Annotated in this window: 19 protein-coding genes and 1 tRNA gene; 5 read left to right on the forward strand and 15 right to left on the reverse strand. The window is 69.9% G+C overall.

All coding sequences use genetic code 11. The features are described 5' to 3' along the window. Complete coding sequence (locus ACX80J_RS10370; protein ID WP_459347699.1) at positions 1 to 1,791, forward strand: protein kinase domain-containing protein; 1,791 nt, start codon at positions 1 to 3, stop codon at positions 1,789 to 1,791. Further along, positions 1,788 to 2,321: a PASTA domain-containing protein gene (locus tag ACX80J_RS10375; protein ID WP_459347738.1), complete on the forward strand. Its 534-nt coding sequence runs from the start codon at positions 1,788 to 1,790 to the stop codon at positions 2,319 to 2,321. The genes ACX80J_RS10370 and ACX80J_RS10375 overlap by 4 nt, the downstream gene beginning before the upstream one ends. A 149-nt stretch (positions 2,322 to 2,470) precedes the next feature. Here ACX80J_RS10375 and ACX80J_RS10380 read toward each other — a convergent pair whose 3' ends face one another. Next, positions 2,471 to 3,820 (reverse strand): class II 3-deoxy-7-phosphoheptulonate synthase, encoded by a 1,350-nt coding sequence (locus tag ACX80J_RS10380; RefSeq protein ID WP_459347739.1) that lies wholly within the window; start codon positions 3,818 to 3,820, stop codon positions 2,471 to 2,473. A 130-nt stretch (positions 3,821 to 3,950) separates the two neighbouring features. After that, positions 3,951 to 4,808: a lysophospholipid acyltransferase family protein gene (locus ACX80J_RS10385; RefSeq protein WP_459347700.1), complete on the reverse strand. Its 858-nt coding sequence runs from the start codon at positions 4,806 to 4,808 to the stop codon at positions 3,951 to 3,953. A 281-nt stretch (positions 4,809 to 5,089) separates the two neighbouring features. On the opposite strand from ACX80J_RS10385, the gene ACX80J_RS10390 reads away from it, so the two are divergent. Further along, positions 5,090 to 5,629 carry a hypothetical protein gene (locus ACX80J_RS10390; protein ID WP_459347701.1) on the forward strand — a complete coding sequence of 180 codons (540 nt, stop codon included), beginning with the start codon at positions 5,090 to 5,092 and terminating at the stop codon, positions 5,627 to 5,629. 30 nt (positions 5,630 to 5,659) lie between these two features. Here ACX80J_RS10390 and ACX80J_RS10395 read toward each other — a convergent pair whose 3' ends face one another. Beyond that, entirely contained in the window at positions 5,660 to 6,748 is a 1,089-nt protein-coding gene (locus ACX80J_RS10395; RefSeq protein WP_459346235.1) for an ROK family glucokinase, read from the reverse strand. A gap of 132 nt (positions 6,749 to 6,880) precedes the next feature. Between ACX80J_RS10395 and ACX80J_RS10400 the strand changes: the two genes are divergently transcribed. Continuing rightward, a complete protein-coding gene (locus tag ACX80J_RS10400; RefSeq protein ID WP_459347702.1) occupies positions 6,881 to 8,689 on the forward strand; it encodes an AMP-dependent synthetase/ligase in 1,809 nt (602 codons plus the stop codon). Between the two features lie 41 nt (positions 8,690 to 8,730). Here the strand turns inward: ACX80J_RS10400 and ACX80J_RS10405 are convergent, their stop codons facing one another. Both ACX80J_RS10405 and ACX80J_RS10410 read right to left on the reverse strand, forming a co-directional pair. Next, the gene (locus ACX80J_RS10405; protein WP_459347703.1) at positions 8,731 to 10,134 is read right to left on the reverse strand and encodes a mycothione reductase; all 1,404 of its coding nucleotides are present in this window, start codon (positions 10,132 to 10,134) and stop codon (positions 8,731 to 8,733) included. A 60-nt stretch (positions 10,135 to 10,194) separates the two neighbouring features. Beyond that, the gene (locus ACX80J_RS10410) at positions 10,195 to 13,686 is read right to left on the reverse strand and encodes a pyruvate carboxylase (protein ID WP_459347704.1); all 3,492 of its coding nucleotides are present in this window, start codon (positions 13,684 to 13,686) and stop codon (positions 10,195 to 10,197) included. Positions 13,687 to 13,908: 222 nt separating this feature from the next. Between ACX80J_RS10410 and ACX80J_RS10415 the strand changes: the two genes are divergently transcribed. Beyond that, positions 13,909 to 14,736: a ParA family protein gene (locus ACX80J_RS10415; RefSeq protein WP_459346239.1), complete on the forward strand. Its 828-nt coding sequence runs from the start codon at positions 13,909 to 13,911 to the stop codon at positions 14,734 to 14,736. A 74-nt stretch (positions 14,737 to 14,810) separates the two neighbouring features. On the opposite strand, the gene ACX80J_RS10420 is transcribed toward ACX80J_RS10415, so the two are convergent. The 10 genes from ACX80J_RS10420 to ACX80J_RS10465 form a co-directional block, all read right to left on the reverse strand. Continuing rightward, entirely contained in the window at positions 14,811 to 15,398 is a 588-nt protein-coding gene (locus tag ACX80J_RS10420; RefSeq protein WP_459346240.1) for a MerR family transcriptional regulator, read from the reverse strand. A gap of 244 nt (positions 15,399 to 15,642) precedes the next feature. Next, the gene (locus tag ACX80J_RS10425) at positions 15,643 to 16,146 is read right to left on the reverse strand and encodes a bifunctional nuclease family protein (protein ID WP_459346241.1); all 504 of its coding nucleotides are present in this window, start codon (positions 16,144 to 16,146) and stop codon (positions 15,643 to 15,645) included. A gap of 10 nt (positions 16,147 to 16,156) precedes the next feature. Next, positions 16,157 to 16,906 carry a transcriptional regulator FtsR gene (ftsR, locus tag ACX80J_RS10430; RefSeq protein WP_459346242.1) on the reverse strand — a complete coding sequence of 250 codons (750 nt, stop codon included), beginning with the start codon at positions 16,904 to 16,906 and terminating at the stop codon, positions 16,157 to 16,159. 8 nt (positions 16,907 to 16,914) lie between these two features. Next, the gene (locus ACX80J_RS10435) at positions 16,915 to 17,406 is read right to left on the reverse strand and encodes an FHA domain-containing protein (protein ID WP_459346243.1); all 492 of its coding nucleotides are present in this window, start codon (positions 17,404 to 17,406) and stop codon (positions 16,915 to 16,917) included. A 77-nt stretch (positions 17,407 to 17,483) separates the two neighbouring features. Next, positions 17,484 to 17,870 (reverse strand): glycine cleavage system protein GcvH, encoded by a 387-nt coding sequence (gene gcvH / locus ACX80J_RS10440; RefSeq protein WP_087073750.1) that lies wholly within the window; start codon positions 17,868 to 17,870, stop codon positions 17,484 to 17,486. A 201-nt stretch (positions 17,871 to 18,071) separates the two neighbouring features. Beyond that, positions 18,072 to 18,145 (reverse strand) — tRNA-Pro (locus tag ACX80J_RS10445). 77 nt (positions 18,146 to 18,222) lie between these two features. Further along, complete coding sequence (gene der / locus ACX80J_RS10450) at positions 18,223 to 19,773, reverse strand: ribosome biogenesis GTPase Der (protein WP_459346244.1); 1,551 nt, start codon at positions 19,771 to 19,773, stop codon at positions 18,223 to 18,225. 82 nt (positions 19,774 to 19,855) lie between these two features. Further along, a complete protein-coding gene (cmk, locus tag ACX80J_RS10455; protein ID WP_459346264.1) occupies positions 19,856 to 20,509 on the reverse strand; it encodes a (d)CMP kinase in 654 nt (217 codons plus the stop codon). A 104-nt stretch (positions 20,510 to 20,613) separates the two neighbouring features. Continuing rightward, positions 20,614 to 21,732 carry a prephenate dehydrogenase gene (locus ACX80J_RS10460; protein ID WP_459347705.1) on the reverse strand — a complete coding sequence of 373 codons (1,119 nt, stop codon included), beginning with the start codon at positions 21,730 to 21,732 and terminating at the stop codon, positions 20,614 to 20,616. A gap of 9 nt (positions 21,733 to 21,741) precedes the next feature. Then, positions 21,742 to 23,088 (reverse strand): pseudouridine synthase, encoded by a 1,347-nt coding sequence (locus ACX80J_RS10465; RefSeq protein WP_459347706.1) that lies wholly within the window; start codon positions 23,086 to 23,088, stop codon positions 21,742 to 21,744. Positions 23,089 to 23,110: the final 22 nt, after the last annotated feature.

A 23,110-nucleotide genomic window follows, 5' to 3' on the forward strand; every position in this document is an offset into this window, starting at 1 on the left:
GTGCACCAGCAACGGAAGGACCCGCTCGAGGGGGCGACCGTCGACGGTCGATATGTCGTGCAGTCACGGCTTGCCCGTGGGGGCATGTCCACCGTCTACCTGGCGATGGACCGCCGGCTGGACCGCCGCGTCGCGCTCAAGGTCCTGTATCCGCACCTCGCGGACGAGCCGGGCTTCGTCGACCGCTTCGAGCAGGAGGCGAAATCCGCCGCCCGCCTGTCTCATTCCCGTGTCGTCGGAGTGCTCGACCAGGGCGTCGACACCATCGGCGGTCAGACGGTCGCGTACCTCGTGATGGAGTACGTCCCCGGCAGGACGCTGCGGGATGTGCTGCGCGAGCACGGCCGCCTTCCACCCCGCCGTGCGCTGGACCTGCTCGATGCCGTCGTCGAAGGGCTCGCGGCGGCACACGAGGCCGGCCTGATCCACCGCGACGTCAAACCGGAGAACGTCCTCCTGTCCGATGCCGGGCAGGTGAAGATCGCCGACTTCGGCCTTGCCCGCGCGGTGTCGGCGACCACAGGGACCGCGACGCTCGTCGGCACGGTGGCCTACCTCTCCCCCGAGCTGGTGCTCGGCAGGCCGGCGGAAGCCCAGAGCGACATCTACTCGACGGGCGTCCTGCTCTTCGAACTCCTGACGGGCCACCAGCCCTTCGCGGGCGAGACGCCCATCCAGGTGGCGATCCAGCACGCGCAGTCGGTGGTACCGGCCCCGTCCGTGCTGCTCCCCGGGCTGGCGCCCGACATCGACGAGCTCGTCCAGTGGTGTACCTCGCGGGACCCGGAGGACCGTCCGGTGGACGGCTCGGCCCTGCTCGGCGAACTGCGGCACATCCGGCAGACCCTGACCGACGAGGAACTCGACTTCGCGCCCGCAGCCGCCCCCTCCCCTGCGCTCCACCAGGACCAGCTCACGGCGGCGGTGGTTCCGCGGCTGCCGGACGACGGGTGGACAGACGCGCTCTCCAGAGCTCACCTCGACGGCGAGGACGCCGCCTCCTCGCCGGGATCGGCGGACGTGCTGCCGCTCGCAGCTAACGACAACGCCACACGTGTTCTCCGCCGGGACTCGAACGTCACGAGGGTGATCGGCGCGGTGCCGGCAGTGCCGCCGCTGCGGTCCTCACCTCCCGCCGCATCCGGCCCGGCCGGGCCGGTCGGCGATGTCCCGCACAGGGCCGCGCGGGGCGATCGCCTCGGCGTCTCCGACGAGGAGGGCTTTGGCGAGGAGGGCTTCGGCGAGGACGAGTTCGGCGAGCGGGGTCCCGGCAAGGACGGTCCCGGCGACGAGCAACACCACCATGGGTCGTCCGCAGTGTCCACCGGTGCCCGTCCCGCGGCTGGCAGGACGGGGAGCACCGTCCGCCCGTCGTCCAGGAGGCAGCAGGCGCGCCAGGCCCAACGGCCCCAGAACACCCTGCATGGCCGGACCGCCCGGCGCTCGGTGCGGCTGCTCGTGGTCTTCCTGGTGCTCCTCGCGGGCATCGCCGCCGCGGCCGGCTGGTTCTTCGGGACCGGACCGGGGGGCGTCGTCTCACTGCCGGACGTCGCTGACGTCCCGCTCGCGAAGGCGCGGGCCGCACTGGACGAGGAAGGGATCGCATTCCAGTCCACGGAGGAGGTCTTCGACGAGAACGTGCTGCCGGGCCTGGTGGTCGGCACCGACCCCGCAGCACCCTCGGAGGTCCGACGGTTCGAGCGGGTCCGGGTGATCGTGTCGAAGGGCCCGAACTGTTCCGGGTTCCCGATCTGCTCGGCCGAACGCAGCTCACGGCGGCTGCCGAACTGAGAGCGGCCGGCTTCGCGGTGGGAACGATCGAGGAGCAGTACAACGAATCGGTGGCAGCAGGGATCATCGTCCGGCAGGTACCCGAGCAGGGCGCCGAGCGGCGCCGCGGCTCCGCCGTGGACCTGGTCGTCTCGCTCGGTCCCGAGCCGGTCGCCGTCCCGGACGTCACGGGCCTCCCCGAGCAGGATGCCGTCGCGGCGGTGGAGCAGGCGGGGCTGGAGGCGGTCGTGGACGACGCCGCCGAGTACAGCCGGACCGTGCCTGCCGGCGCCGTCCTCGGCCGGAGTCCCTCGGGCGAGGTGCAGCGGGGAACGCGCGTCACGCTCACGCTGTCCAAGGGTCCACGCATGGTGCGGGTCCCCACCGTCTTCTCGCTTCCCGAGGACCGGGCTGTCGCGGCCCTCGAGGCTGCCGGCTTCACCGTGCAGGTGGACTACACCTTCGGCAGCGCCGTCCTCGGCCTCGTGGCCGGACAGAGTCCCACGGGCGACCAGCCCGAAGGGACGACGATCCGCATCACCGTCACCTGACCAAGGCTGCTCCGCGGTCAGGGATGCCGAAGCCATTCGGGACAGCGAAGGCGTCCGGTACACCGAAGCCATCAGAGCCGTCCGGGACAGCGAAGGCGGCTACCAGGGGTAGCCGCCTTCGGTGCACTGCGCGAACGGGAGCGGGTGGGTCAGCGCTTGGACAGCGCTCCGGCGACGAGGAACGCCATCTCGAGCGACTGCATGTGGTTGAGGCGGGGATCGCAGACCGACTCGTAACGCTCGATGAACGCGTCCTGGTCGATCGGGTCGGACCCACCCAGGCACTCCGCGACGTCGTCGCCCGTCATCTCCACGTGCAGGCCGCCGGGGAAGGTCCCCAGCGAGTTGTGCACCTCGAAGAAGCCGCGCACCTCGTTGATGACGTCGTCGAAGTTGCGTGTCTTGTAGCCGTTGGGCGAGGTCACGGTGTTGCCGTGCATCGGATCGGTGACCCAGAGGACCTGGGCGCCCGAGCCGGTCACGCGCTCGACGAGCCTGGGCAGCTTCTCCCGGATGTTCTGGGCGCCCATGCGCGTGATGAACGTGAGCCGGCCGGGCTCACGGTTCGGATCGAGCTTGTCGATCAGGGCGAGCGCATCATCACCGGACGTCGACGGCCCGAGCTTGACGCCGATCGGGTTCCGCACGCGTGACAGGAAGTCCACGTGCGCGCCGTCGATGTCCCGTGTCCGCTCCCCGATCCACAGGAAGTGGGCGGAGGTGTCGTAGGGCAGGGAGGTGCGCGAGTCGATGCGGGTCAGCGCGCGTTCGTAGTCGAGGAGCAGGGCCTCGTGGCTGGCGAAGAACTCCACGCGCTTCAGTGCCTCGAAGTCCGCTCCGCAGGCGTCCATGAACTTCACCGCACGGTCGATCTCCCGCGCCAGCGATTCGTAGCGGGAGTGCGCGGGGTTGGCCATGAAGCCCTTGTTCCAGTGGTGGACCAGCCGCAGGTCCGCGAACCCGCCCTGCGTGAATGCACGGATGAGGTTCAGGGTCGATGCGGAGGTGTGGTAGGCCTTCACCATGCGCGACGCGTCGTGCCCGCGGGTCTCGGGCGTGAAGTCGTAGCCGTTGACCATGTCACCGCGGTAGGCGGGAAGCGTGACGCCGTCGCGCGTCTCGTCGTTCGACGAACGCGGTTTGGCGAACTGGCCGGCCATGCGCCCCATCTTGATGACGGGCAGCGAGGCGCCGTAGGTGAGGACGACGGCCATCTGGAGGATGGTGCGGACGCGCGCGCTGATCTTGTCGGCGGTCGCCCCGTCGAAGGTCTCAGCGCAGTCGCCGCCCTGCAGGAGGAATGCCTTCCCCTGGGCCGCGGCCGCGAGCCGCTCACGCAGCACGTCCACCTCACCGGCGAAGACCAGCGGCGGGAGGCTCGAGAGTTCCTTGACCGACGCCGTATAGACATCCGGGTCCTGCCACGAGGGCTGCTGGACTGCCGTCATCGAGCGCCAGGCATCGAGGCCGGCGGTGGGGGACGAGGCAGGAGCCGCGATGCGCGGAAGGACGGGAGCTAGTGAATCGGTCACACGGAAATTCTACTGGCTGCGGGCCCGGCCCCCGATTCGGCCTGTCATCGCCGCTTAGTGCGGTGTCATACAGGCGGACGGGACGTCCGGCGGAGCGTCACACCGCTTCGGTTCCTGCGTCCCTGTCGTCCGCCGGCGTCACCTTGTCCGCCGGAGCGGCGCGGCCGATCTCCGTGACGGTACCCGGAGCCGGACCGGCGGGGTCGCTGGAGATGCGCACGGCGGCCCGGCGGCTGTCGGCTCCGGGCTTCGGCGCCTTGCGGCCTGCGGCCTTCTCCGCCGCCAGTCGCTCCTTCACCGTGCTCGCGTAGGCGTCGACGTACTCCTGCCCGGACAGGCGCATCAGTTCGTACATGATCTCGTCGGTGACCGAACGCTGGACGAAACGGTCGTCCTCCAGTCCCTCGTACCGGGTGAAGTCGAGGGGCTCACCGATGATGATGCCGACGCGGCGGATGTTGGGGATACGGCGGCCGATGGGCTGCACCTTGTCCGTCCCGATCATCGCCACGGGGATCACCGGCACGCCCGTGGCCAGCACCAGCTTCGCGACCCCAGTCTTGCCGCGGTACAGGCGGCCGTCGGGGCTGCGGGTCCCCTCCGGATAGATGCCGAGGATGCCGCCCTCGTTCAGGATGTCCATGCCCGCCGTCAGCGAGGACGACGACGCCGCGCCGCCGGAGCGGTCCATGGGCAACTGGTTCGACAACCGGAAGAAGAGGGCGGTCAGCCTGCCCTTGATCCCCTTGCCCGTGAAGTACTCGGATTTCGCGAGGAAGACGACGGGCCTCGGGACGACGATCGGCAGGAAGATCGAATCGGAGAAGGACAGGTGGTTGCTGACGATGACCGCCGGTCCCGACGAGGGGATGTTGTCGAGACCCTTCACCCACGGCCGGAAGAGGAGGTTGAGGATCGGACCGACGATGATCCGCTTCATCACCCAATAGAACACGCTGCCAGCCTCCCTGCATGGACGGTACGGCATCCGGCATGCCGCCCGCTTTTCCCTGTGGAAGCCTACTCTAAGGGCGCCGGGGCCTTTCGGCGGCGGCGATCTTCCGGACGCCGTCCCCGCGGGTCGGCAATCCGGGCGCCCGGACCGGGTGGGGAGCGGCCTGTTGACGTGGGGGCGCCGGATGTCCACGATTGAATCAGCACGCCCTCTGATTTCCAGGACGCCGGCCGGATACCCCCCGGACCCGGGCCGCAGCACGCGACGGCAGGTAGCAACGTATGGGCCCCCGAGGTCAGGAACCGAACGAATCCACGGATGACGAAGTCTGGCAGGACCTCGTGGCGCGCCTGGAAGGAACCTCCGCGGATCCCCCCGCGCCGAACGCGTCCGGTGCCTCCGCCGCCGGACGGACGGATCCGGACGGGGGCGCCGGCCGGGGACGGACCGATGCGCGCGGTGAATCCGGTGCCTCGGGTGCCGACGGACCGACCGACCGCGAGCGCGCCGATGCGATCTTCCGCAACCAGCCCTTCCACCTCGGCGGTCCGCGGGATTCCGCGCCGATCGAGCCGGAGGACGACGAGGGCTTCATACCGGAGGAGCCCCCGCCCCTCGGCTCGGGCGATCCCCTGACGGTCCTCGCCTGGATCGGCGCGGCGGGCGGGCCCATCCTGCTCCTCCTGTTCGCCATGTTCTGGCGGAACGCGCCGCTGGCGGCGACGCTCGGAGTCCTGGCCGTCTTCCTCGCAGGTGCCGGCTACCTCGTGACGAAGCTGCCGAAGAACCGCGACATCGGGGACGACGGCGCGGAAGTCTAGCGCTGCCCTCCCCGGTGGGACGGCGACCGGTCAGGTTCCGCTGCGGGAGAGCAGGCGGGAAAGGTCCGCCGCTCCGATGAGCCCGGCCTCGGGCCCCAGGGCCGCGCGTTCGATGCGTGCGGCCGGGCGGAATCCGCGGCCGGTCAGGTTCCTTCCGAAGGCCCGCCGAGCAGGCTCGAGCAGCAGGTCGCCGGCCGCGCTCAGTCCGCCTCCGATGACGAACGTCCCGGGATCCAGGGCGGCGGCCAGGTTGGCCAGCCCCAGGCCCAGCCACTGCCCGACGTCGTCGACCAGCTCGCGCGACGCGGGGTCGCCCTCCATCGCGAGGCGGGTCACGAGCGCGCCGGTGATGGCCGCGCCGTCGCCCTGGGCCGCCGCGATGATCGCCTGGGCCACCGGGGAGTTCGCTGCGGCAAGTTCCCGTGCCTCGCGTCCCAGCGCGTTACCCGAGGCGTACTGCTCCCAGCACCCGCGGTTGCCGCACTCGCAGCGGTGGCCCTGGGGCACGATGATCTGGTGTCCGAACTCCCCCGCGACGCCGTGCCGGCCGCGCTCCACGCGCCCGCCCAGGATCATCGCGCCCCCGATGCCGGTGCCGAGGGTGACGCAGACGAGACGGGACTCCCCCCGGCCCGCGCCGAACCGCCACTCGGCCCAGGCGGCGGCGTCGGCGTCGTTCACCACGGTCACGCGCCGCCGGAGCAGTTTCTCGAGGTTCCTCCGCAGCGGCTCGTTGCGCCACGCGAGGTGCGGGCTGAACAGGACCGTGCTGTTGGACAGGTCCATCCACCCGGCCGCTCCGATGCCGATCGAACGGACCCTGTAGTCCGCGGACAGCTCCCGGACGAGGTCGGTGATCACGGCTTCGACCGCGCGCGGGTCCTGGCCCGGGGTCGCGCGGCGCGCTTCGGCGAGGATCTGCCCGTGGACGTCGACCACGCCCGCTGCGACCTTCGTCCCGCCGATGTCGATGCCGACGGAGAGGCCGCGCCGTGCGGGATTGGGGAAGGTGCTGCGGGCGGCCCGCGCGGTCAGCGGGCCGTTGCCGCGCCACGCGAGACCGTATTCCGTTCGCAGCCGACGGGCATGGGGGCCGGCCGCCTCGGGCATGATCGGCATGCGGTCCCTTCCTTGTCGTGTGCTGCGCGTCGACGCGCCGCCGTTACCGATTCGTACAGTACTGGACAGTAAATCGAGCGGGTAACCCGATAGGCTGAAGGAACCGGTCAAGGTGATACCAAAGGAGTTATCGTGCGCGACATCAGCGTTCCCGTCCTCGTGGACGTCCCCCGCCGGACCAATACGACGGACCTGGTGGTCCGGCAGGCGGCGAAGCCCTCCGATCCGGCCCTGTTCGCCGTCAAGAGCGCATCGGGCGGGTGGCAGGACATCTCGGCCACGGAGTTCCGCCGGCAGGTCGAGGACGTCGCGAAGGGCCTGATCGCGTCGGGCGTGCAGCCGGGTGACCGCGTGGCGATCATGGCCCGCACGCGGTACGAGTGGTCGCTGGCCGACTTCGCCATCTGGTTCGCCGGCGCGGTCTCGGTTCCGGTCTACGAGACCTCCTCCCCCGCGCAGGTCGCGTGGATCCTCGGTGATTCCGGGGCCGTCGGCGCCTTCGTCGAATCGGCCCGCCACGAGGACGTGGTCCGCCAGGCAGTCGCGCTGGGGACCATCGGATCCCTGCAGCACGTCTGGCAGTTCGACGGCGACGGGCTCGACACGCTGCGGACCGCTGGGGCCGGGACCGACGAACAGACCCTCTCCGACCGCCGCGCCTACGCCGGGCTCGACGACGTCGCGACGATCATCTACACCTCCGGCACCACCGGGAAACCCAAGGGCTGCGAGCTGACGCACGGCAACTTCGTGGAGCTCTCCGAGAACGCCGCCGCCGCGCTTCCCGAGGTGCTGGCCGAGGGCGCTCAGACGATCATGTTCCTGCCCCTGGCACACGTCTTCGCCCGGTTCATCTCCGTGCTGTGCGTCGCGGCCGGCGCCACCGTCGCCCACACCCCCGACGTCAAGAACCTGCTCCCGGACCTCCAGAGCTACCAGCCGACGTTCATCCTGGCCGTGCCGCGCGTCTTCGAGAAGGTGTACAACAACTCGATGCTGAAGGCCGAGGACGGCGGCAAGGGCAAGATCTTCCACGCGGGGGCAGACGTCGCCATCGCCTGGTCGAAGGCCGAGCAGGCCGGCAGGATCCCGCTGGGCCTTCGGGTGAAGCACGCCGTCTTCGACCGGCTGCTCTATGGCAAGATCCGGACCGCCATGGGCGGGCGCGTGCAGTACGCCGTATCGGGCGGCGCGCCCCTGGGAGACCGGCTCGGCCATTTCTTCCACGGCATCGGCCTGCTGGTGCTGGAGGGCTACGGCCTGACGGAGACGACCGCCCCCATCACGGTGAACACCCCGCAGCGCGTCAGGATCGGGACGGTGGGTGCTCCGCTCCCCGGCAATGCCGTGAGGATCGCCGACGACGGCGAGATCCTGACGAAGGGTGTCTGCGTCATGAAGGGCTACTTCAACCGACCCGACCTCACCGACGAGACCTTCGTCGACGGGTGGTTCCGAACCGGTGACATCGGCGAGCTGGACGACGAGGGGTTCCTCCGCATCACGGGACGCAAGAAGGAGATCATCGTGACGGCCAGCGGGAAGAACGTCGTCCCGGCGATGCTGGAGGACGCCATCCGGTCGAACGCCCTGGTCTCCCAGTGCGTCGTGCTCGGCGACCAGCGCCCCTTCATCTCGGCGCTCATCACGCTCGACGAGGAGGCGCTGCCCGGCTGGCTCGAGCGGCACCACCTGCCGGCCGGGACCACGACGGCCGAGGCCGCCGGGCATCCCGCGGTCCTCGCCGAGATCCAGGACCTCGTGGACAGCGCCAATACGACGGTGTCCCGGGCGGAAGCCATCAAGGTGTTCCGGATCGTCCCGACCGACTTCACGGAGGCGACCGGCCACCTGACGCCGTCCCTCAAGATCAAGCGCGCGCAGGTCCTCGCGGACTACTCCGACGTCGTCGAGTCGATCTACGCGACGGCCACGGTCTAGGGGACGCGGTGCCTCGCCCCCGGGGCGAGGCACCGGAGAGGTCAGCCGGTCCGAAGGGACAGCAGCGCGTTCTCGACGACCTCGGTGAGTGCCGGGTGGATCCAGTACTGGCCCCGGGCCATGGTGTGCGCGTCGAGTCCGAAGGACATGGCCTGAATGACGGGCTGGATGATCATCGAGGCCTCGTGGCCGAGGATGTGCGCGCCGAGGATGCGCCCTGTCGACTGCTCGGCGATGAGCTTGACGAAGCCCTGGGTGTCCTCCATCGCCCACCCGTACGCCGTCGAGCCGTAGTGCTGGACGGCGGTGACGATCGGGGTTCCCGATGCCTCGGCCTGGGCGAGGGCCTCCTCCTCCGTCATGCCGACGGAGGCTGCCTGCGGGTGCGAGAACACCGCCGCGGGCACGAAACGGTGGTCGCTGGCGCGCAGTGCGTCGGGGTGCAGCAGGTTGTGCGCGACGACCTTCGCCTCGTGGTTCGCCACGTGCTTCAGCTGGTGGGCGCTGCTCACGTCGCCGAGCGCCCACAGCCCCTCAACGGGTTCCCCGTGGCGGAGGACGCGCTGGTACTCATCGACGGTCAGGCGGCCGTCGTCGTGCAGGTCCAGGCCGGCGTCCGCGGCCCCGATCCTGTCCGTGTTGGGCGTGCGCCCGACGGCCATGAGGACGACGTCGACCTCGATCTCCGTCGGACCGGCCGGCCCGTTGAGCCGGGCCGTCACACTGCCGTCGTCGTTCGCCACGATCTGTGTGACGTCGGTGTCCACCCGGAGATCCCACTGGTGGGCGGCCTGGCGGGTGAAGGCCTCGGACACGGTCGTGTCGAGATGCCGGAGCATGCCGCCGGAACGGACGGCGATGGTGACGTCGGTCCCGAAGGCGCCGAACACGTGGGCGAACTCCGCCGAGACGTACCCGCCGCCGACGATCAGCAGACGGCGGGGTAGTTCCTCCAGGCGCATCACGGTGTCCGAGGTGTGGACCTGGGGAAGGGCGATGCCGGGGATCTCGGGCAGGACCGCCCGCGAACCCGCCGCGATGACCAGCTGGTCCGCGGTGATGACATCGCCCGAGGGAGTCTCGAACGACTTCTCCCCCGTGAGCCGCACGTACTCCTCGATCAGGGTGACGTTCTCGAGCTCGTCCGCTCGGTAGTCCCTTCCGCCGCTCGAGATGGCATCGATCCGGGTGAAGATCCTGTCCCTGATCTCCCTCCAGTGCACACCGTCGAGGGTGAGGTCCACCCCGAGTCGCGATGCTTCCGCGGGCGCCGAGGCCAGTTGGGCAGGGTAGACGTACATCTTCGTCGGGATGCACCCCACGTTGAGGCACGTACCGCCGAAGGTACCGCCCTCGACGAGGACCACCTTCCGGTCGTCCCACGCAGGCGAGATGAGCGTGTTCCCTGAGCCGGAGCCGATGATCGCGAGGTCGTAGTGGGTCACACGAGGCAGTCTAGCCGCGCCCGCCCCCTGCTCGGCGGGAAGGGCGGGCGCGGCAGGCCGTCAGGCGGGGGTGATGACGAGGAGGAGGTCGCCGCCCTGGGCGGGTTGGACGCCGGTGAAGGTGGTGCGGTGGATGGTGCCGGTGATGGGGGTGGTGATGTTGGCTTCCATCTTCATGGCTTCGATGGTCGCGACGGTGTCCCCGGCGGTGACGGGAGTTCCTTCGGTGAGGGTGATGGTGACGGATCCGGCGAAGGGTGCGGGGATGTGGCCGGGGACGCTGGGGTCGGCTTTCTCGGCGGTCTTCACGTTGCTGGTGATGGCCCGGTCGCGGACGGTGACCGGGCGCATCTGCCCGTTGAGGGTGCACATGACGGTCCGCATGCCCTTCTCATCCGGGTCGGACACGGCTTCAAGGGTCGCGATGAGCCGGACGCCCTTCTCGAGTTCGATGACGTGCTCGGTGCCGGGCTGGAGGCCGTAGAGGTAGTCCGCGGTCCCGAGGAGGGACACGTCCCCGTAGGTGTCGCGGGTCGCGGTGAAGTCCCTGGTGGGCCCGGCGAACAGCAGGGTGTTCAGCGCAGTGCGGCGTTCTGTCGGGGTTCCGGCGAGTTTCTTCTCGTCGTCGGCGGTGATCTCCGCGTCGCGGGGTTTGACCTCGCGGCCCTTCAGGGCTCTGGTGCGGAAGGGTTCGGGCCAGCCGCCGGGCGGGTTGCCGAGTTCGCCGTTGAGGAACCCGATGACCGAGTCCGGGATGTCGTAGGCCTGCGGGTTCTCCTGGAACTCGGCCGGGTCGGCGTTGGAGCCGACGAGGGCCAGGGCCAGGTCGCCGACGACCTTGGAGGACGGGGTGACCTTCACCAGGCGCCCGAGGATCCTGTCGGCGGCGGTGTACATGTCCTCGATGGCCTCGAAGCGTTCCCCGAGGCCCAGGGCGATGGCCTGCTGTTTGAGGTTCGAGAGCTGGCCTCCCGGGATCTCGTGCCGGTAGACCCGCCCGGTGGGGCCGGGCAGCCCGGACTCGAACGGGGAGTACATCCGGCGCACGGCCTCCCAGTAGGGTTCCAGCGCGCACACGTTCCCAAGATCGAGCCCGGTGTCGCGGGGTGTGTGGGCCAGGGCCGCGACCAGCGCGGACGCCGACGGCTGGCTGGTGGTCCCGGCCAGGGGCGCACTGGCCACGTCCACGGCGTCGACGCCGGCGTCGACCGCCGCGAGGAGGGTGGCGAGCTGGCCGCCGGCGGTGTCGTGGGTGTGCAGGTGCACCGGCAGGTCGAAGCGTTCCCGCAGGGCGGCCACGAGTCGCGCGGCCGCGGCGGGGCGGAGGAGCCCAGCCATGTCCTTGATCGCCAGGATGTGCGCGCCCGCGTCCACGATCCGCTGCGCCAGCTCCAGGTAATAGTCCAGCGTGTAGAGCTTCTCGGCAGGGTCGAGCATGTCCGCCGTGTAGCACAGGGCGACTTCGGCGAGCGCGGTCCCGGTGGCGCGCACGGCCCGGATGGCCGGTTCCATCTGGGACACGTCATTCAGGGCGTCGAAGATCCGGAAGATATCGATCCCCGACGCGGCGGCCTCCTGCACGAACGCGGTCGTGACCGCTTCGGGGTACGGGGTGTAACCGACGGTGTTCCGGCCGCGCAGCAGCATCTGCAGGCAGATGTCCGGGATCTCTCGGCGCAGCGCGTCCAGGCGCTCCCACGGATCCTCCCCCAAAAAGCGCAACGCGACGTCGTAGGTCGCCCCGCCCCAGGCCTCCACCGACAGCAGTCCCGGGGTCAGCGCCGACACGCTCGCCCCGGCCGCGGTCAGGTCCCGGGTCCGCACCCTGGTCGCCAGCAGCGACTGGTGCGCGTCCCGGAACGTCGTATCCGTCACCGCCACCGCGGTCTGCTCCCGCAACGCGCGCGCGAAACCCTCCGGCCCGAGTTCCAGGAGGCGTTGCCGGCTCCCCACCACAGGTGAGGCAGCAGCGGCACTGTCAGCAGAACCAAAACCAGCGCCCGCAGCGCCGGAGGCACTGTCGGTCGTCGTGGTGTCGGTCGTCGTGGTGTCGGCTTCAGGGAGTGCGGGGAGTTTCTCGCGGGGGTCCAGGTGCGCCGGCCGGACCCCGTTGGGCTGGTTCACGGTCACGTCCGCGAGCCAGGTCAGCAGCTTCGTGCCCCGGTCCGCGGGGATGCGGGCGGTGAGCAGTTCGGGACGCTCGTCGATGAACGACGTCGCGACGTTCCCCGCGATGAAGTCCGGGTCATCCAGCACCGCCTGCAGGAAGCTGATGTTCGTCGACACGCCGCGGACCCGGAACTCCGCCAGGGCGCGCCGGGCCCTCGTGACGGCGGCCGGGTAGTCCCGGCCTCGGCAGGTGAGCTTGACCAGCATGGAATCGAAGTGCGGGCTGATCTCCGCCCCCGCATACACCGTCCCACCATCCAGGCGCACCCCGGCACCACCGGCCGACCGGTACGCCGAGATCCGTCCCACGTCGGGGCGGAACCCGTTCGCCGGGTCCTCCGTCGTGATCCGCGACTGCAGGGCCGCACCCCGCAGCGTCACCGTCTCCTGGCTCAGGCCCAGGTCCGCCAGACTCTCGCCGGCCGCGATCCGCAGCTGCGACTGGACCAGGTCCACGTCGGTGACTTCCTCCGTGACGGTGTGCTCGACCTGAATGCGCGGGTTCATCTCGATGAACACGTGCTGACCCGCGCGTTCGCCGACCGTGTCGACCAGGAACTCCACCGTGCCCGCGTTCACATAGCCCAGGGCGGTGGCGAACTTCACCGCGTCCCGGTGCAGCGCCTGCCGGATCCCCTCGTCCAGGTTCGGCGCCGGGGCGATCTCGATGACCTTCTGATGCCGGCGCTGCAGCGAACAGTCCCGCTCGAACAGGTGCATCACATTCCCGTGCGCGTCGGCGAGGATCTGCACCTCGATATGCCGGGGCCGCAGGACCGCCTGCTCCAGGAACATCGTCGGATCCCCGAACGCCGACTGCGCCTCCCGCATCGCCGCCTCCAGTGCCTCCGGCAACGCCTCCCGCGTATCGACCCGGCGCATCCCCCGGCCGCCACCGCCGGCGACGGCCTTGGCGAACACCGGGAACCCGATCTCGTCCGCCGCGGCGATCAGCTCCGTCACATCGGCGCTCGGACGCGAGGACGCCAGCACCGGGATGCCCGCCGCCCGGGCGGCGTCCAGAGCCTTGACCTTGTTCCCGGCGAGTTCGAGCACATCGGCCGGCGGGCCCACGAACGTGATCCCCGCATCGGCAGCCGCCCGGGCAAGGCCCGGGTTCTCCGACAGGAACCCATACCCCGGGTAGATCGCATCGCAGCCGGCGTCCTTCGCGACCCGGATGATCTCATCGATGTCCAGGTACGCCCGCACCGGGTGCCCCTCCACCCCGATCAGGTACGCCTCGTCGGCCTTCTGCCGGTGGATCGAATTGCGGTCCTCCTGCGGGAACACCGCGACCGTCTTCGCCCCCACCTCATACCCGGCCCGAAACGCACGAATGGCGATCTCGCCACGATTAGCTACCAGAATCTTCGAGAACATAACGCTCCTGCATCCTTGCCGGTGGGGTCCTGCACGCTGGATCGATCCTACCCGGCGCGCCCGGCGCGTCCACGGTGCGTGTCATCCTGCTACACAACCGCCCGTAGCCCGCGGATCCGCGGGCTACGGGCGTCCCGGGCGCCCATCCCGATCACCCTAGAATGGGTCGGGGGCCGATCCGCGAGCCTCGGCGTCCGCCAGAGACAGGTAGAGGGTTATTCCGTGCAGGTAGTGAGCATCAGCAGCCTCAAAGGCGGCGTGGGAAAGACGTCGGTCACCCTGGGACTGGCCTCGGCCGCACTGGCAGCAGGAGTCCCCACACTCGTCGTCGACCTCGATCCCCATGCGGATGCCACCACCGGGCTGGCGGTCCGGCCCTCCGACCAGATCGACGTCGGACGCCTGCTGAAGGACGCGCGACGCGGGGACCTGACGGCCAACACCGTTCCGAGCGGCTGGGTGACCACCGCTGCGAGACTCAGGGCGTCCGGGCGGTCCACGCTCGACGTCGCCATGGGCTCCGCCTACTCCGGCATCTACGACCGCCCGGACCTCGGCCGGCGTGACCAGCGCAGGCTGGCGACGCTCCTGTCCCGCGTGAAGGGCTACAGCCTTGTCCTGATCGACTGCCCGCCCTCGCTCAACGGCCTCACGCGCATCGGCTGGACCGCGAGCAACAAGGTCCTCCTCGTTGCAGAACCCGCCCTGTTCTCCGTGGCGGGCACCGAGCGGACGATGCGAGCCCTCGAGCTCTTCCGCCGGGAGTTCGCACCCGACCTGCACGCGGCGGGCATCGTGGCCAACCGGGTGCGACCGACGTCGAACGAGCACGCGTTCCGCCTCGGCGAGATGCGGCAGATGTTCGGCGACCTCCTGCTCAGCCCGACGATCCCGGAGCAGGCCGACTGGCAGCAGATCCAGGGCGCTGCCCACTCCGTGCACCACTGGCCCGGAGATTCCGCCCGGCAGTCGGCGGGCTACTTCGATGAGCTGCTGAGGAGCGTCCTGGATTCGGGCAGGATGCGGGGCCGTACCGCCAAGAGGGCCTGATCCCGCGAGCTCGATGGACCGCCCGGAGATTGCAATGCGCCGGGGGGATGCGGAGGGGCCCGCTCCTGCGGGTGCTAGCCGATCTTGCGCGTCACGCGGCGCTTGCTGAGTTCGTCCCCGGGGAATTCCTGGTCGGGCGCGTGCTCGCTGGGAAGGGCCGCGAGGCTGCCCTCCACCTCGCGCCACACACGGCCGACGGCGATACCGAAGACTCCCTGCCCGCCCTGCACGAGGTCGATGACCTCGTCCGCGGACGTGCACTCGTACACGCTGGCGCCGTCGCTCATGAGGGTGATCTGGGCGAGGTCCTCGACGCCGCGCTCCCGCAGGTGCTCGACCGCGGAACGGATCTGCTGGAGCGACACTCCCGTGTCGAGCAGCCGCTTGACCACCTTGAGGACGAGGATGTCGCGGAAGCCATAGAGGCGCTGTGTGCCGGAACCGGACGCGCCGCGCACGGCGGGTTCGACGAGGCCCGTGCGGGCCCAGTAGTCGAGCTGGCGATAGGTGATGCCTGCAGCCTTGCAGGCGGTGGGGCCGCGGTATCCGGCGTCCTCGTCGAGGACGGGGAGGTCTTCCGTGAAGAGTAAGCCCTGGGCGCTGGGCGGGACACCCGTGCCTGCCGGGCTGGCTGCCTTGCCGGCGTCACCCTTCGGACTCACGTGTTGCCTCCTCGTCGGGTTCCCGGGGAAAAATGCCGGCTGGGCTGGACCTCGGGACGTGCACTCAAGTGTGCCCCGAGTCCCCCACACACGCAATGGGAACTGTATCCTTCGACGTTAGATCCCGGGAGGGTCAAGGTCAAAGACGCTGGGCCGCAAGATTGCCCGTGTCGCCGGCAGCCCGTCCCGCCGGCGTCGAGGGCGCGTCACCGGCCCGCCACCGTGCCGTCGAGGGAGGGCCGCGTCAGCGCTCGAAGTCCTCGGGTTCGACGTCGGCGAGGAACTCCCGGAACTGGAGGACCTCCTTCTCGGCCGTCTCCTCCGTGTCGCCGTCCTCCGTCTCCTCGGTGTCGGCGTCCGCTATCTCGACGCCGGCCAGGGCCAGGACCTCGTCCGCGCAGTAGATGGGGCAGGGTACCCGCAGTGCTATCGCGAGGGCGTCGGAAGCCCGGGAACTGACGGTCACACCGTCGCTGAAGACGAGTTGCGCGTGATAGACGGTATCCTCCACGGATGTGATGCGCACCTCGGAGATCGTCTTGCCTGCCGCTGCGACCACGTCGACCAGGAGGTCGTGGGTCATGGGCCGCGGCGGTACGATGCCCTGCTGGACGAAGGCGATGGCGCTGGCCTCCGGGGCTCCGATCCAGATCGGCAGGTGCCGCTCCCCCGCCGTCTCACGCAGAAGGACCAGGGGCTGGTTCGACGGCAGTTCGATCCGCACGCCCACCACTTCTACTTCGATCACGGGAAGCCGCCTAACTGTCCATTCGGGCTATATGGCTGTGCACGAGGGCACTGTGCAGACCGAGGCAGAGCTCGCTGATCTCCCGCGCCGTCTCGGCTGCACGAGCCTTCGATGCGACGTCCTTGCGGGACGCGACAGGAGCGACGACGCGCTCGACGAGGCCCAGTTCCCGGTCCGCTGCGGCGCGGAAGGGCCTCAGGTGGCGGGGTTCGATCCCGTGGCTCTCGAGTTGCAGGCACGCCTTCGTGATCTTCAGGGCGTGCTCGTCGAAGCGGTTGTCCACGGCGGTGATCAGGCCGAAGCTCACGAGGTCGTCGACGAGCCGGCGGGGTGCACCGGCCTCGGCGGCGAGCGTCTCCGCGGTGAGCCGACGGCCGTGCGCGCTGAGTTCACGGGACAACTGGTCCGATACGACGCGCGGGGAGAGCGTCATGCCGCCGGGCAGTGACTCGGGCCGCTCTCCGCGGTCGATCGCGTCGACGTAGTCCTTGATGACCTTCAGGGGAAGGTACTGGTCGCGCTGCAGGGCCAGGACGAAACGCAGCCGTTCGACGTCGTGGCCTGCATACTTCCGGTACCCGGCGCGTGTCCGCTGCGGGGAGATCAGGCCCTTCTCCTCGAGGAAGCGGATCTTGGAGGCCGTGACCTGGGGGAAGTCCTCGGCCAGCTCGCGCAGGACCTCACCGATGTTGAGGACACCGGCGCCGGAGGAGCCGGAGGCGATGCCGGCCGGGTGGCGGGCGGGTCGGGAAACAGGCATGAACCGGACTAGGCCTGCGCTGCCGTGTGCCGCGGAGCCCGGCCGGGCGCCCTGCGCGCTGCGTAGAAGGTCAGGCGGAACTTGCCGATCCGCACCTCGTTGCCGTCGCGCAGGGCGACGCTGTCCACGCGGTCGTTGTTCACGTACGTGCCATTGAGGCTTCGGGTGTCCACGACGACGAAGCCGCTGTCGGTCCTCCGGAACTCGGCGTGCTGACGGGACACCGTGACGTCGTCGAGGAAGATGTCGGCGTTGGGGTGGCGTCCGGCTTTGGTGATGTCCTCGTGGAGGAGGAACCGCGCGCCGGCGTTCGGTCCGGAATGGGCAATCAGGAGGGCCGAACCTGCCGGAAGTGCGGCAACGGAGGCCTGCTCCTCCCGTGTCAGATGTCGCTCGATCTCTTCCGCGGCGGAGTACGGCGGCAGACTGATCGACGTTGTTTCAGGAGACGTCATGTTCGGCTCTTCTCCTCTTCCGGATCGATTCACGTTGCGTACCATCGGTCTTCCTCCCCCTGCTGCGCGATCCGCCCGGTTGTGGCCGGCCGTACCGTCCCCGCTGACTTCGCCGGGCAGTTCTAGCCTACCTGCTGGGAGTAGTCGGCTGAACTCAGGAGGTCCTGGACCACGGAGGGATCGGAGACCTTGATCTCCAGCAGCCAACCCTCGCCGTACGGGTCGGAGTTGATCAGGGACGGATCGTCGTCGAGCGCTTCGTTGCGCGAGACGACCTGGCCGGTGACCGGCGCATAGATGTCGCTGACACTCTTGGTCGACTCGACCTCGCCGATCACATCGGCGCCCGCCACGCTGGTGCCCTCCTCGGGCATCTGTACGTAGACGACGTCGCCGAGCGCGTCCTGGGCGAAATCGGTGATGCCCACGCGCACCGTGCCGTCGATGGCGGGCTCGCTGACCCACTCGTGCTCCGCGGTGTAGTAGAGGCCATCGGGAATGTTGCTCATGGTTGCCTTTCGGACGCGCGGTCTTCAGCGGCGGCGGACGGCCGCCGGGTACTGGTCGAGTATAGGCATATCCGGCGGGTACGTGACGCGCCTCTCACGCGGCCGGTAGCGGCAGGCCGCCCCGCCCCGGACATACGATCCCGGACATGCAGAAGGCCCGTCTCCTCCGGCGGATCGCCGGTGGAAACGGGCCCTGCAGTGTCGGGATGACAGGATTTGAACCTGCGACCCCTTGACCCCCAGTCAAGTGCGCTACCAAGCTGCGCCACATCCCGATCGGCCTGTCCAGCAGGCCAAACCACTCGGATAACAATACAGCATTCTCCGGGTGGATCCGCACACCGGGACGGTGTCAGCGCTTCCGGCTCCGCTTCTCGCGGACGCGCATGCTGACCTCGATGGGCGTGCCCTCGAAGCCGAACGTCTCGCGCAGGCGGCGCGTGATGAAGCGGCGGTAGCCGGGGTCCAGGAACCCCGTGGTGAACAGGACGAACTTCGGCGGCCGGCTGGAGGCCTGGGTCCCGAACAGGATGCGCGGCTGCTTGCCGCCGCGCACCGGGTGGGGGTGCGCCGCGACGAGCTCACCCAGGAACGCGTTGAGGCGGCCCGTCGGGATGCGCCGGTCCCAGGACTCGAGCGCGACGTCGAGGGCGGGCACCAGGCGGTCCTTGTGCCATCCGGTCAGGGCCGAGATGTTGACGCGGGGCGCCCAGTCCACGTGTGCGAGGTCCTGCTCGATCTCGCGCTCGAGGTACCGGCGGCGCTCGTCGTCCAGCAGGTCCCACTTGTTGAAGGCCAGCACGATCGCCCGGCCGGACTCGATGGCCATGTTCAGGATGCGGATGTCCTGCTCGCTGAGCACCTCGTCGACGGCGAGGAGGACGACGGCGACCTCGGCCTTCTCCAGCGCCGACTGTGTGCGCAGCGAGGCGTAGAAGTCGGCGCCCTGCTGCATGTGCACACGGCGGCGGATGCCCGCGGTGTCCACGAAGCGCCATGTGCGGCCCCCGAGCTCGATCATCTCGTCCACCGGGTCGCGGGTGGTCCCGGCCAGGGGGTCGACGACAACGCGGTCCGAACCGGCGAGTTTGTTGAGCAGGGAGGACTTGCCGACGTTGGGGCGCCCGATGAGGGCGATGCGCCGCGGACCGCCGGACCGCTCGATGCCGCCGTGCTCCGAGAACTCCGGGAGGATCTCGTTGACCTTGTCCAGCATATCGGCCGTGCCGCGCCCGTGGAGGGCGGAGACCGGCCAGGGCTGACCGAAGCCTAGTCCCCACAGCACCGAGGCGTCGGCCTCGTTCTGGATGTCGTCGACCTTGTTGGCCACGAGGATGACGGGCTTCTTCTTGCGGCGCAGCATGCGCACCACGGCCTCGTCGGTCGCGGTGGCGCCGACCGTCGCGTCCACGACGAGCAGCACGGCGTCGGCCATGTCCACGGCGATCTCCGCCTGGTCGGCGACGCGGGCAGCGATGCCCTTGGCATCCTGCTCCCAGCCTCCCGTGTCCACCAGGGTGAAGTTGCGGCCCGACCATTGCGCCGGGTAGGACACCCGGTCGCGGGTGACTCCGGGGGTGTCCTCGACGACGGCCTCACGGCGGCCGAGGATGCGGTTCACCAGGGTGGACTTGCCGACGTTCGGTCGCCCGACGATGGCCAGGACGGGGTTGAGCCGGCCCTCTGCCTCGTCGTCGTAGTCCTCGTCCTGCCGGGCGAGGAGCGCGGCATCCTCGTCGTCGAGCTCGTAGTCCTCGAGCCCGGCACGCAGCGAGGCGGCGCGCTGCTCGGCCTCGGCATCGTCGAGGGTATCGAGCACTTCGCTGACATGGTCCTCGCCGCTCGGCTCGTAGTCCTCGTCGGCGCCCTGGTCCGTCGCATTCGGCGAAAGGTTCTCGCTCATGTTGTTTCCTTCGGTTGGTGTTCACCGTCTCCCGACGGTAATCCTGGTGGGCTCGCGCCCGAGATCTTGCGGTCGTGCCCGGCTAGTGCGCCACGGTGCGCACGATGCCGATGACCGCTGCCACGGTCTGCTCGAAGTCGAGGTCCGACGAGTCGAGCGTGACGACGCCGTCCGCCGCCTGCTGGAAGTTGACCACCGTGGAGTCCTTCGCGTCACGGTCGGTGACCTGCCGCTTGAGCTGCGCGTCGGTCTGCGTTCCGCCGAGCTGGTCGCCTCGGCGGCGCAGGCGGGCTTCCTCGCTCGCGGTCAGGAGGATGCGTACCTCCGCGTCGGGAGCGACGACGGTGGTGATGTCCCGCCCTTCGGCGACGATCCGGTGACCGGCGCCGGCGATCAGTGCGCGCTGGCGGCGGATCAGCTCGGCCCTCGCCCCCATGGTCGTGGCGACGGCGCTGACCGCCGAGGAGACCTCGGGTTCGCGGATGGCGGAGGTGACGTCGTCGCCCGCGATGGTCACGGACTCCCGGTCGGGGCTGGTGCTGATGAAGAGTTCGATGGACCGTGCCGCCGCCTCGACCGCGGCGCTGTCCTGGAGGTCGATCCCCGTGGCGATGCAGTGGAGCGTGACGGCCCGGTACATGGCGCCGGTATCGAGGTAGGCGGCGCGCAGGCGGCGGGCCACCTCGCGACTGACACTCGACTTGCCCGACCCGGAGGGACCGTCGATGGCGACCACGAGGGACTTGCCGAGGCGGAACCCCGAATAGGGGCCGGACGGAGCGGACTCCCCCGCCGGACCCTGGGCCCGGAGTGCCTGTGTGGTTTCTGCTGAAGTCTGGGTCACTGCACTACCTTCCAGCCCCGCTGCGTCAGGGACTCCGTCAATTCTTGTCGCTTGCCCGGCAGGACCGAGAGCTCCGCAAGGCCCACCTGCCGTCCGGGAGAGTGCTCGAGGCGGAAATCCTCGACGTTGATGCCGGTGTGACCGATCTCGGTGAGGAGCTTCGCGATCTGGCCGGGCACGTCGTCGACGAGCACGGTCAGGCGCGCGAAGGAGTTCGGCGGCGTGCCGTGCTTGCCGGGAACACGCGCCTGACCCGCGTTCCCCTCGGACATGAGCTGCGCCATGTCGAGCCGGGCTCCGCCGGCCGTCGGGTCCTCGAGGGTGCCGATCAGGCGGTTCAGGTCCTCCCGGACGCCGTAGAGGATGTCGACGAGGCGCCCGGCGTTGGCGGAGAGGATCTGCACCCAGAGGCGCGGGTCGCTGGCCGCGATGCGGGTGACGTCCCGCAGTCCGTTGCCGGCGAGCGAGAGGGCCTGCACCGGCGAATCCTGCAGCCTGCTCGCCACGAGCGATGACACCACCTGGGGCAGGTGCGAGATGAGGGCGACAGCCTCGTCGTGCTCCTCGACGGACATCCGCGCCGGCACGGCGCCGAGGTCGACGGCAAGAGACTCGGCGCACAGCACGGCCTCGGGGGCACTGTCGGGGTGGGGGCAGAGGACCCACGGAGCGCCCGTGAAGAGCTCCGCACGCGCAGCGACGGGCCCGGACTTCTCGCGGCCGGCCATCGGATGGGTCCCGACGTAGCGGGAGAGATGACCGCCGATGCCGGGGGTGGCGGCGAGTTCCCGGAGGATCGCCTCCTTCACGCTGCAGATGTCGACGACGACGGCGTCGGGGTACGCCAGCAGGGCGGCTGCGACCACACGCGCGGTGACGTCGGGCGGCGTGGCCACCACGACGACCTCCGGCACCACCTGCGCCGCACCCTGGGCGTCGGCGAGGAGCCGGCCCGCGCCGATGTCGCGGGCGACGGCTTCGGTCGACGGCGAACTATCGGACAGGACGACGTCGAGCCCGCGCAGGCGCAGACCCAACCCGATGCTGGCTCCCAGCAGACCGGCCCCGATGATCAGGACCGGTCCGGCGAGGTGCGTTCCCTGCTCCGTGCGCATGGTCATCGGTTAGAGGCCCACCGATGCCAGCAGGTGCCCGACCTCCTGGCGTCCGAGCACGCGGATGCTGCCCTGGCGCTGGTCGCCGACCCGGATGGGGCCGACCTGGGTCCGGACGAGGCGCTCGACGGGGTGGCCGACGGCATCGAAGAGCCTGCGGACCACGCGGTTGCGGCCGGAGTGCAGTACGACCTCGACGAGGACGTGTCCCGGTGTGGAGTCGACGAGCTTGAAGGAGTCCACCTGTGCGAGGCCGTCCTCGAGCTCGATGCCCTCCTTCATCTGCGCGCCGATGCCCTGCGCCATGGGTCCCCGTACCTGCACGAGGTAGGTCTTCGGGACCTCGTACGAGGGGTGGGTCAGGCGGTTGGTGAGTTCGCCGTCGTTGGTGAGCAGGAGCAGGCCTTCGGTCTCGGCGTCGAGACGTCCGACGTGGAAGAGCCGCTCGTTCTTGTTCTTGTTCTTCAGGAAGTCACTGATGCAGGGACGGCCCTCGGGGTCCTCCATGGTGGAGACGACGCCGCGCGGCTTGTTGAAGACGTAGTACTTCAGGTGCTCGTTGAGTTGCAGGCGGATGCCGTCCACATGGATGGCCACCTGCTCAGGATCGACGCGCACGCCGAGTTCGGTGACGACGGTACCGTCGACCTCCACACGTCCGTCGAGGATCATCTCCTCGCACACGCGGCGGGAGGCGACGCCCGCGAGCGCCATCACTTTCTGCAGGCGCACGCCCTCCGGATTGTGGACGTCGATCTCGTCCGCCGGGCGGCTCGCGCGCTTGGGCTTCGAGGGACGCACCGGGCCGAGGTTCTGCCCGAAGCGTTCCCGCCCGAAGGCCTTGGCTCCCGCGGGCTTCTGGCGACCGGCACCCTCCGGGCCGCCGGAACGGGCACCGGACGCGGCACCCGGGCGCCCAGGCTTCCCGCCGGCACGTCCTCCGGCCTTGACGCCGAAGCGGCTGGACGGGGTCCCTGCGGACGGCCTGCCCGCGGCCGAACGGGTGGAGGCACGGCGATCGCCACTCGCAGCCGGACGACCCTCGGACGAGCGCTCCTGGAACGGACGGCCCTCACCGGAACGGCCACCGCGCTCGTTGCGCTCCTGGAACGGACGACCCTCACCGGAACGGCCACCGCGCTCGTTGCGCTCCTGGAACGGACGACCCTCACCGGAACGGCCACCGCGCTCGTTGCGCTCCTGGAACGGACGGCCCTCACCGGAACGGCCGGCGCCGCCCTGTCCCGATCCGCTGCGCGGTGAGGACGTCCGCCGGGCAGCGTCGGATGGGCGTCCGGTCGATCCGCCGCGGCGCGGCGTATTGCGTCCGGAACCGGATCCTGGCTGCTGTGTCATGTAGAAAGTCCTTCTCGTAGGT

Source organism: Arthrobacter rhamnosi (assembly GCF_054510975.1).

Excerpts from the sequence above, each read along its gene's own strand:
- gcvH (WP_087073750.1), bottom strand. The coding sequence starts at position 17,870 with ATGAGCAACATTCCCGATGGCCTCTACTACACCGCGGAGCACGAGTGG.
- ACX80J_RS10465 (WP_459347706.1), bottom strand. The coding sequence starts at position 23,088 with ATGACACAGCAGCCAGGATCCGGTTCCGGACGCAATACGCCGCGCCGC.
- der (WP_459346244.1), bottom strand. The coding sequence starts at position 19,773 with ATGAGCGAGAACCTTTCGCCGAATGCGACGGACCAGGGCGCCGACGAG.
- ACX80J_RS10435 (WP_459346243.1), bottom strand. The coding sequence starts at position 17,406 with ATGGTACGCAACGTGAATCGATCCGGAAGAGGAGAAGAGCCGAACATG.
- ACX80J_RS10410 (WP_459347704.1), bottom strand. The coding sequence starts at position 13,686 with ATGTTCTCGAAGATTCTGGTAGCTAATCGTGGCGAGATCGCCATTCGT.
- ftsR (WP_459346242.1), bottom strand. The coding sequence starts at position 16,906 with ATGCCTGTTTCCCGACCCGCCCGCCACCCGGCCGGCATCGCCTCCGGC.
- ACX80J_RS10390 (WP_459347701.1), top strand. The coding sequence starts at position 5,090 with ATGGGCCCCCGAGGTCAGGAACCGAACGAATCCACGGATGACGAAGTC.
- ACX80J_RS10460 (WP_459347705.1), bottom strand. The coding sequence starts at position 21,732 with ATGCGCACGGAGCAGGGAACGCACCTCGCCGGACCGGTCCTGATCATC.
- ACX80J_RS10395 (WP_459346235.1), bottom strand. The coding sequence starts at position 6,748 with ATGCCGATCATGCCCGAGGCGGCCGGCCCCCATGCCCGTCGGCTGCGA.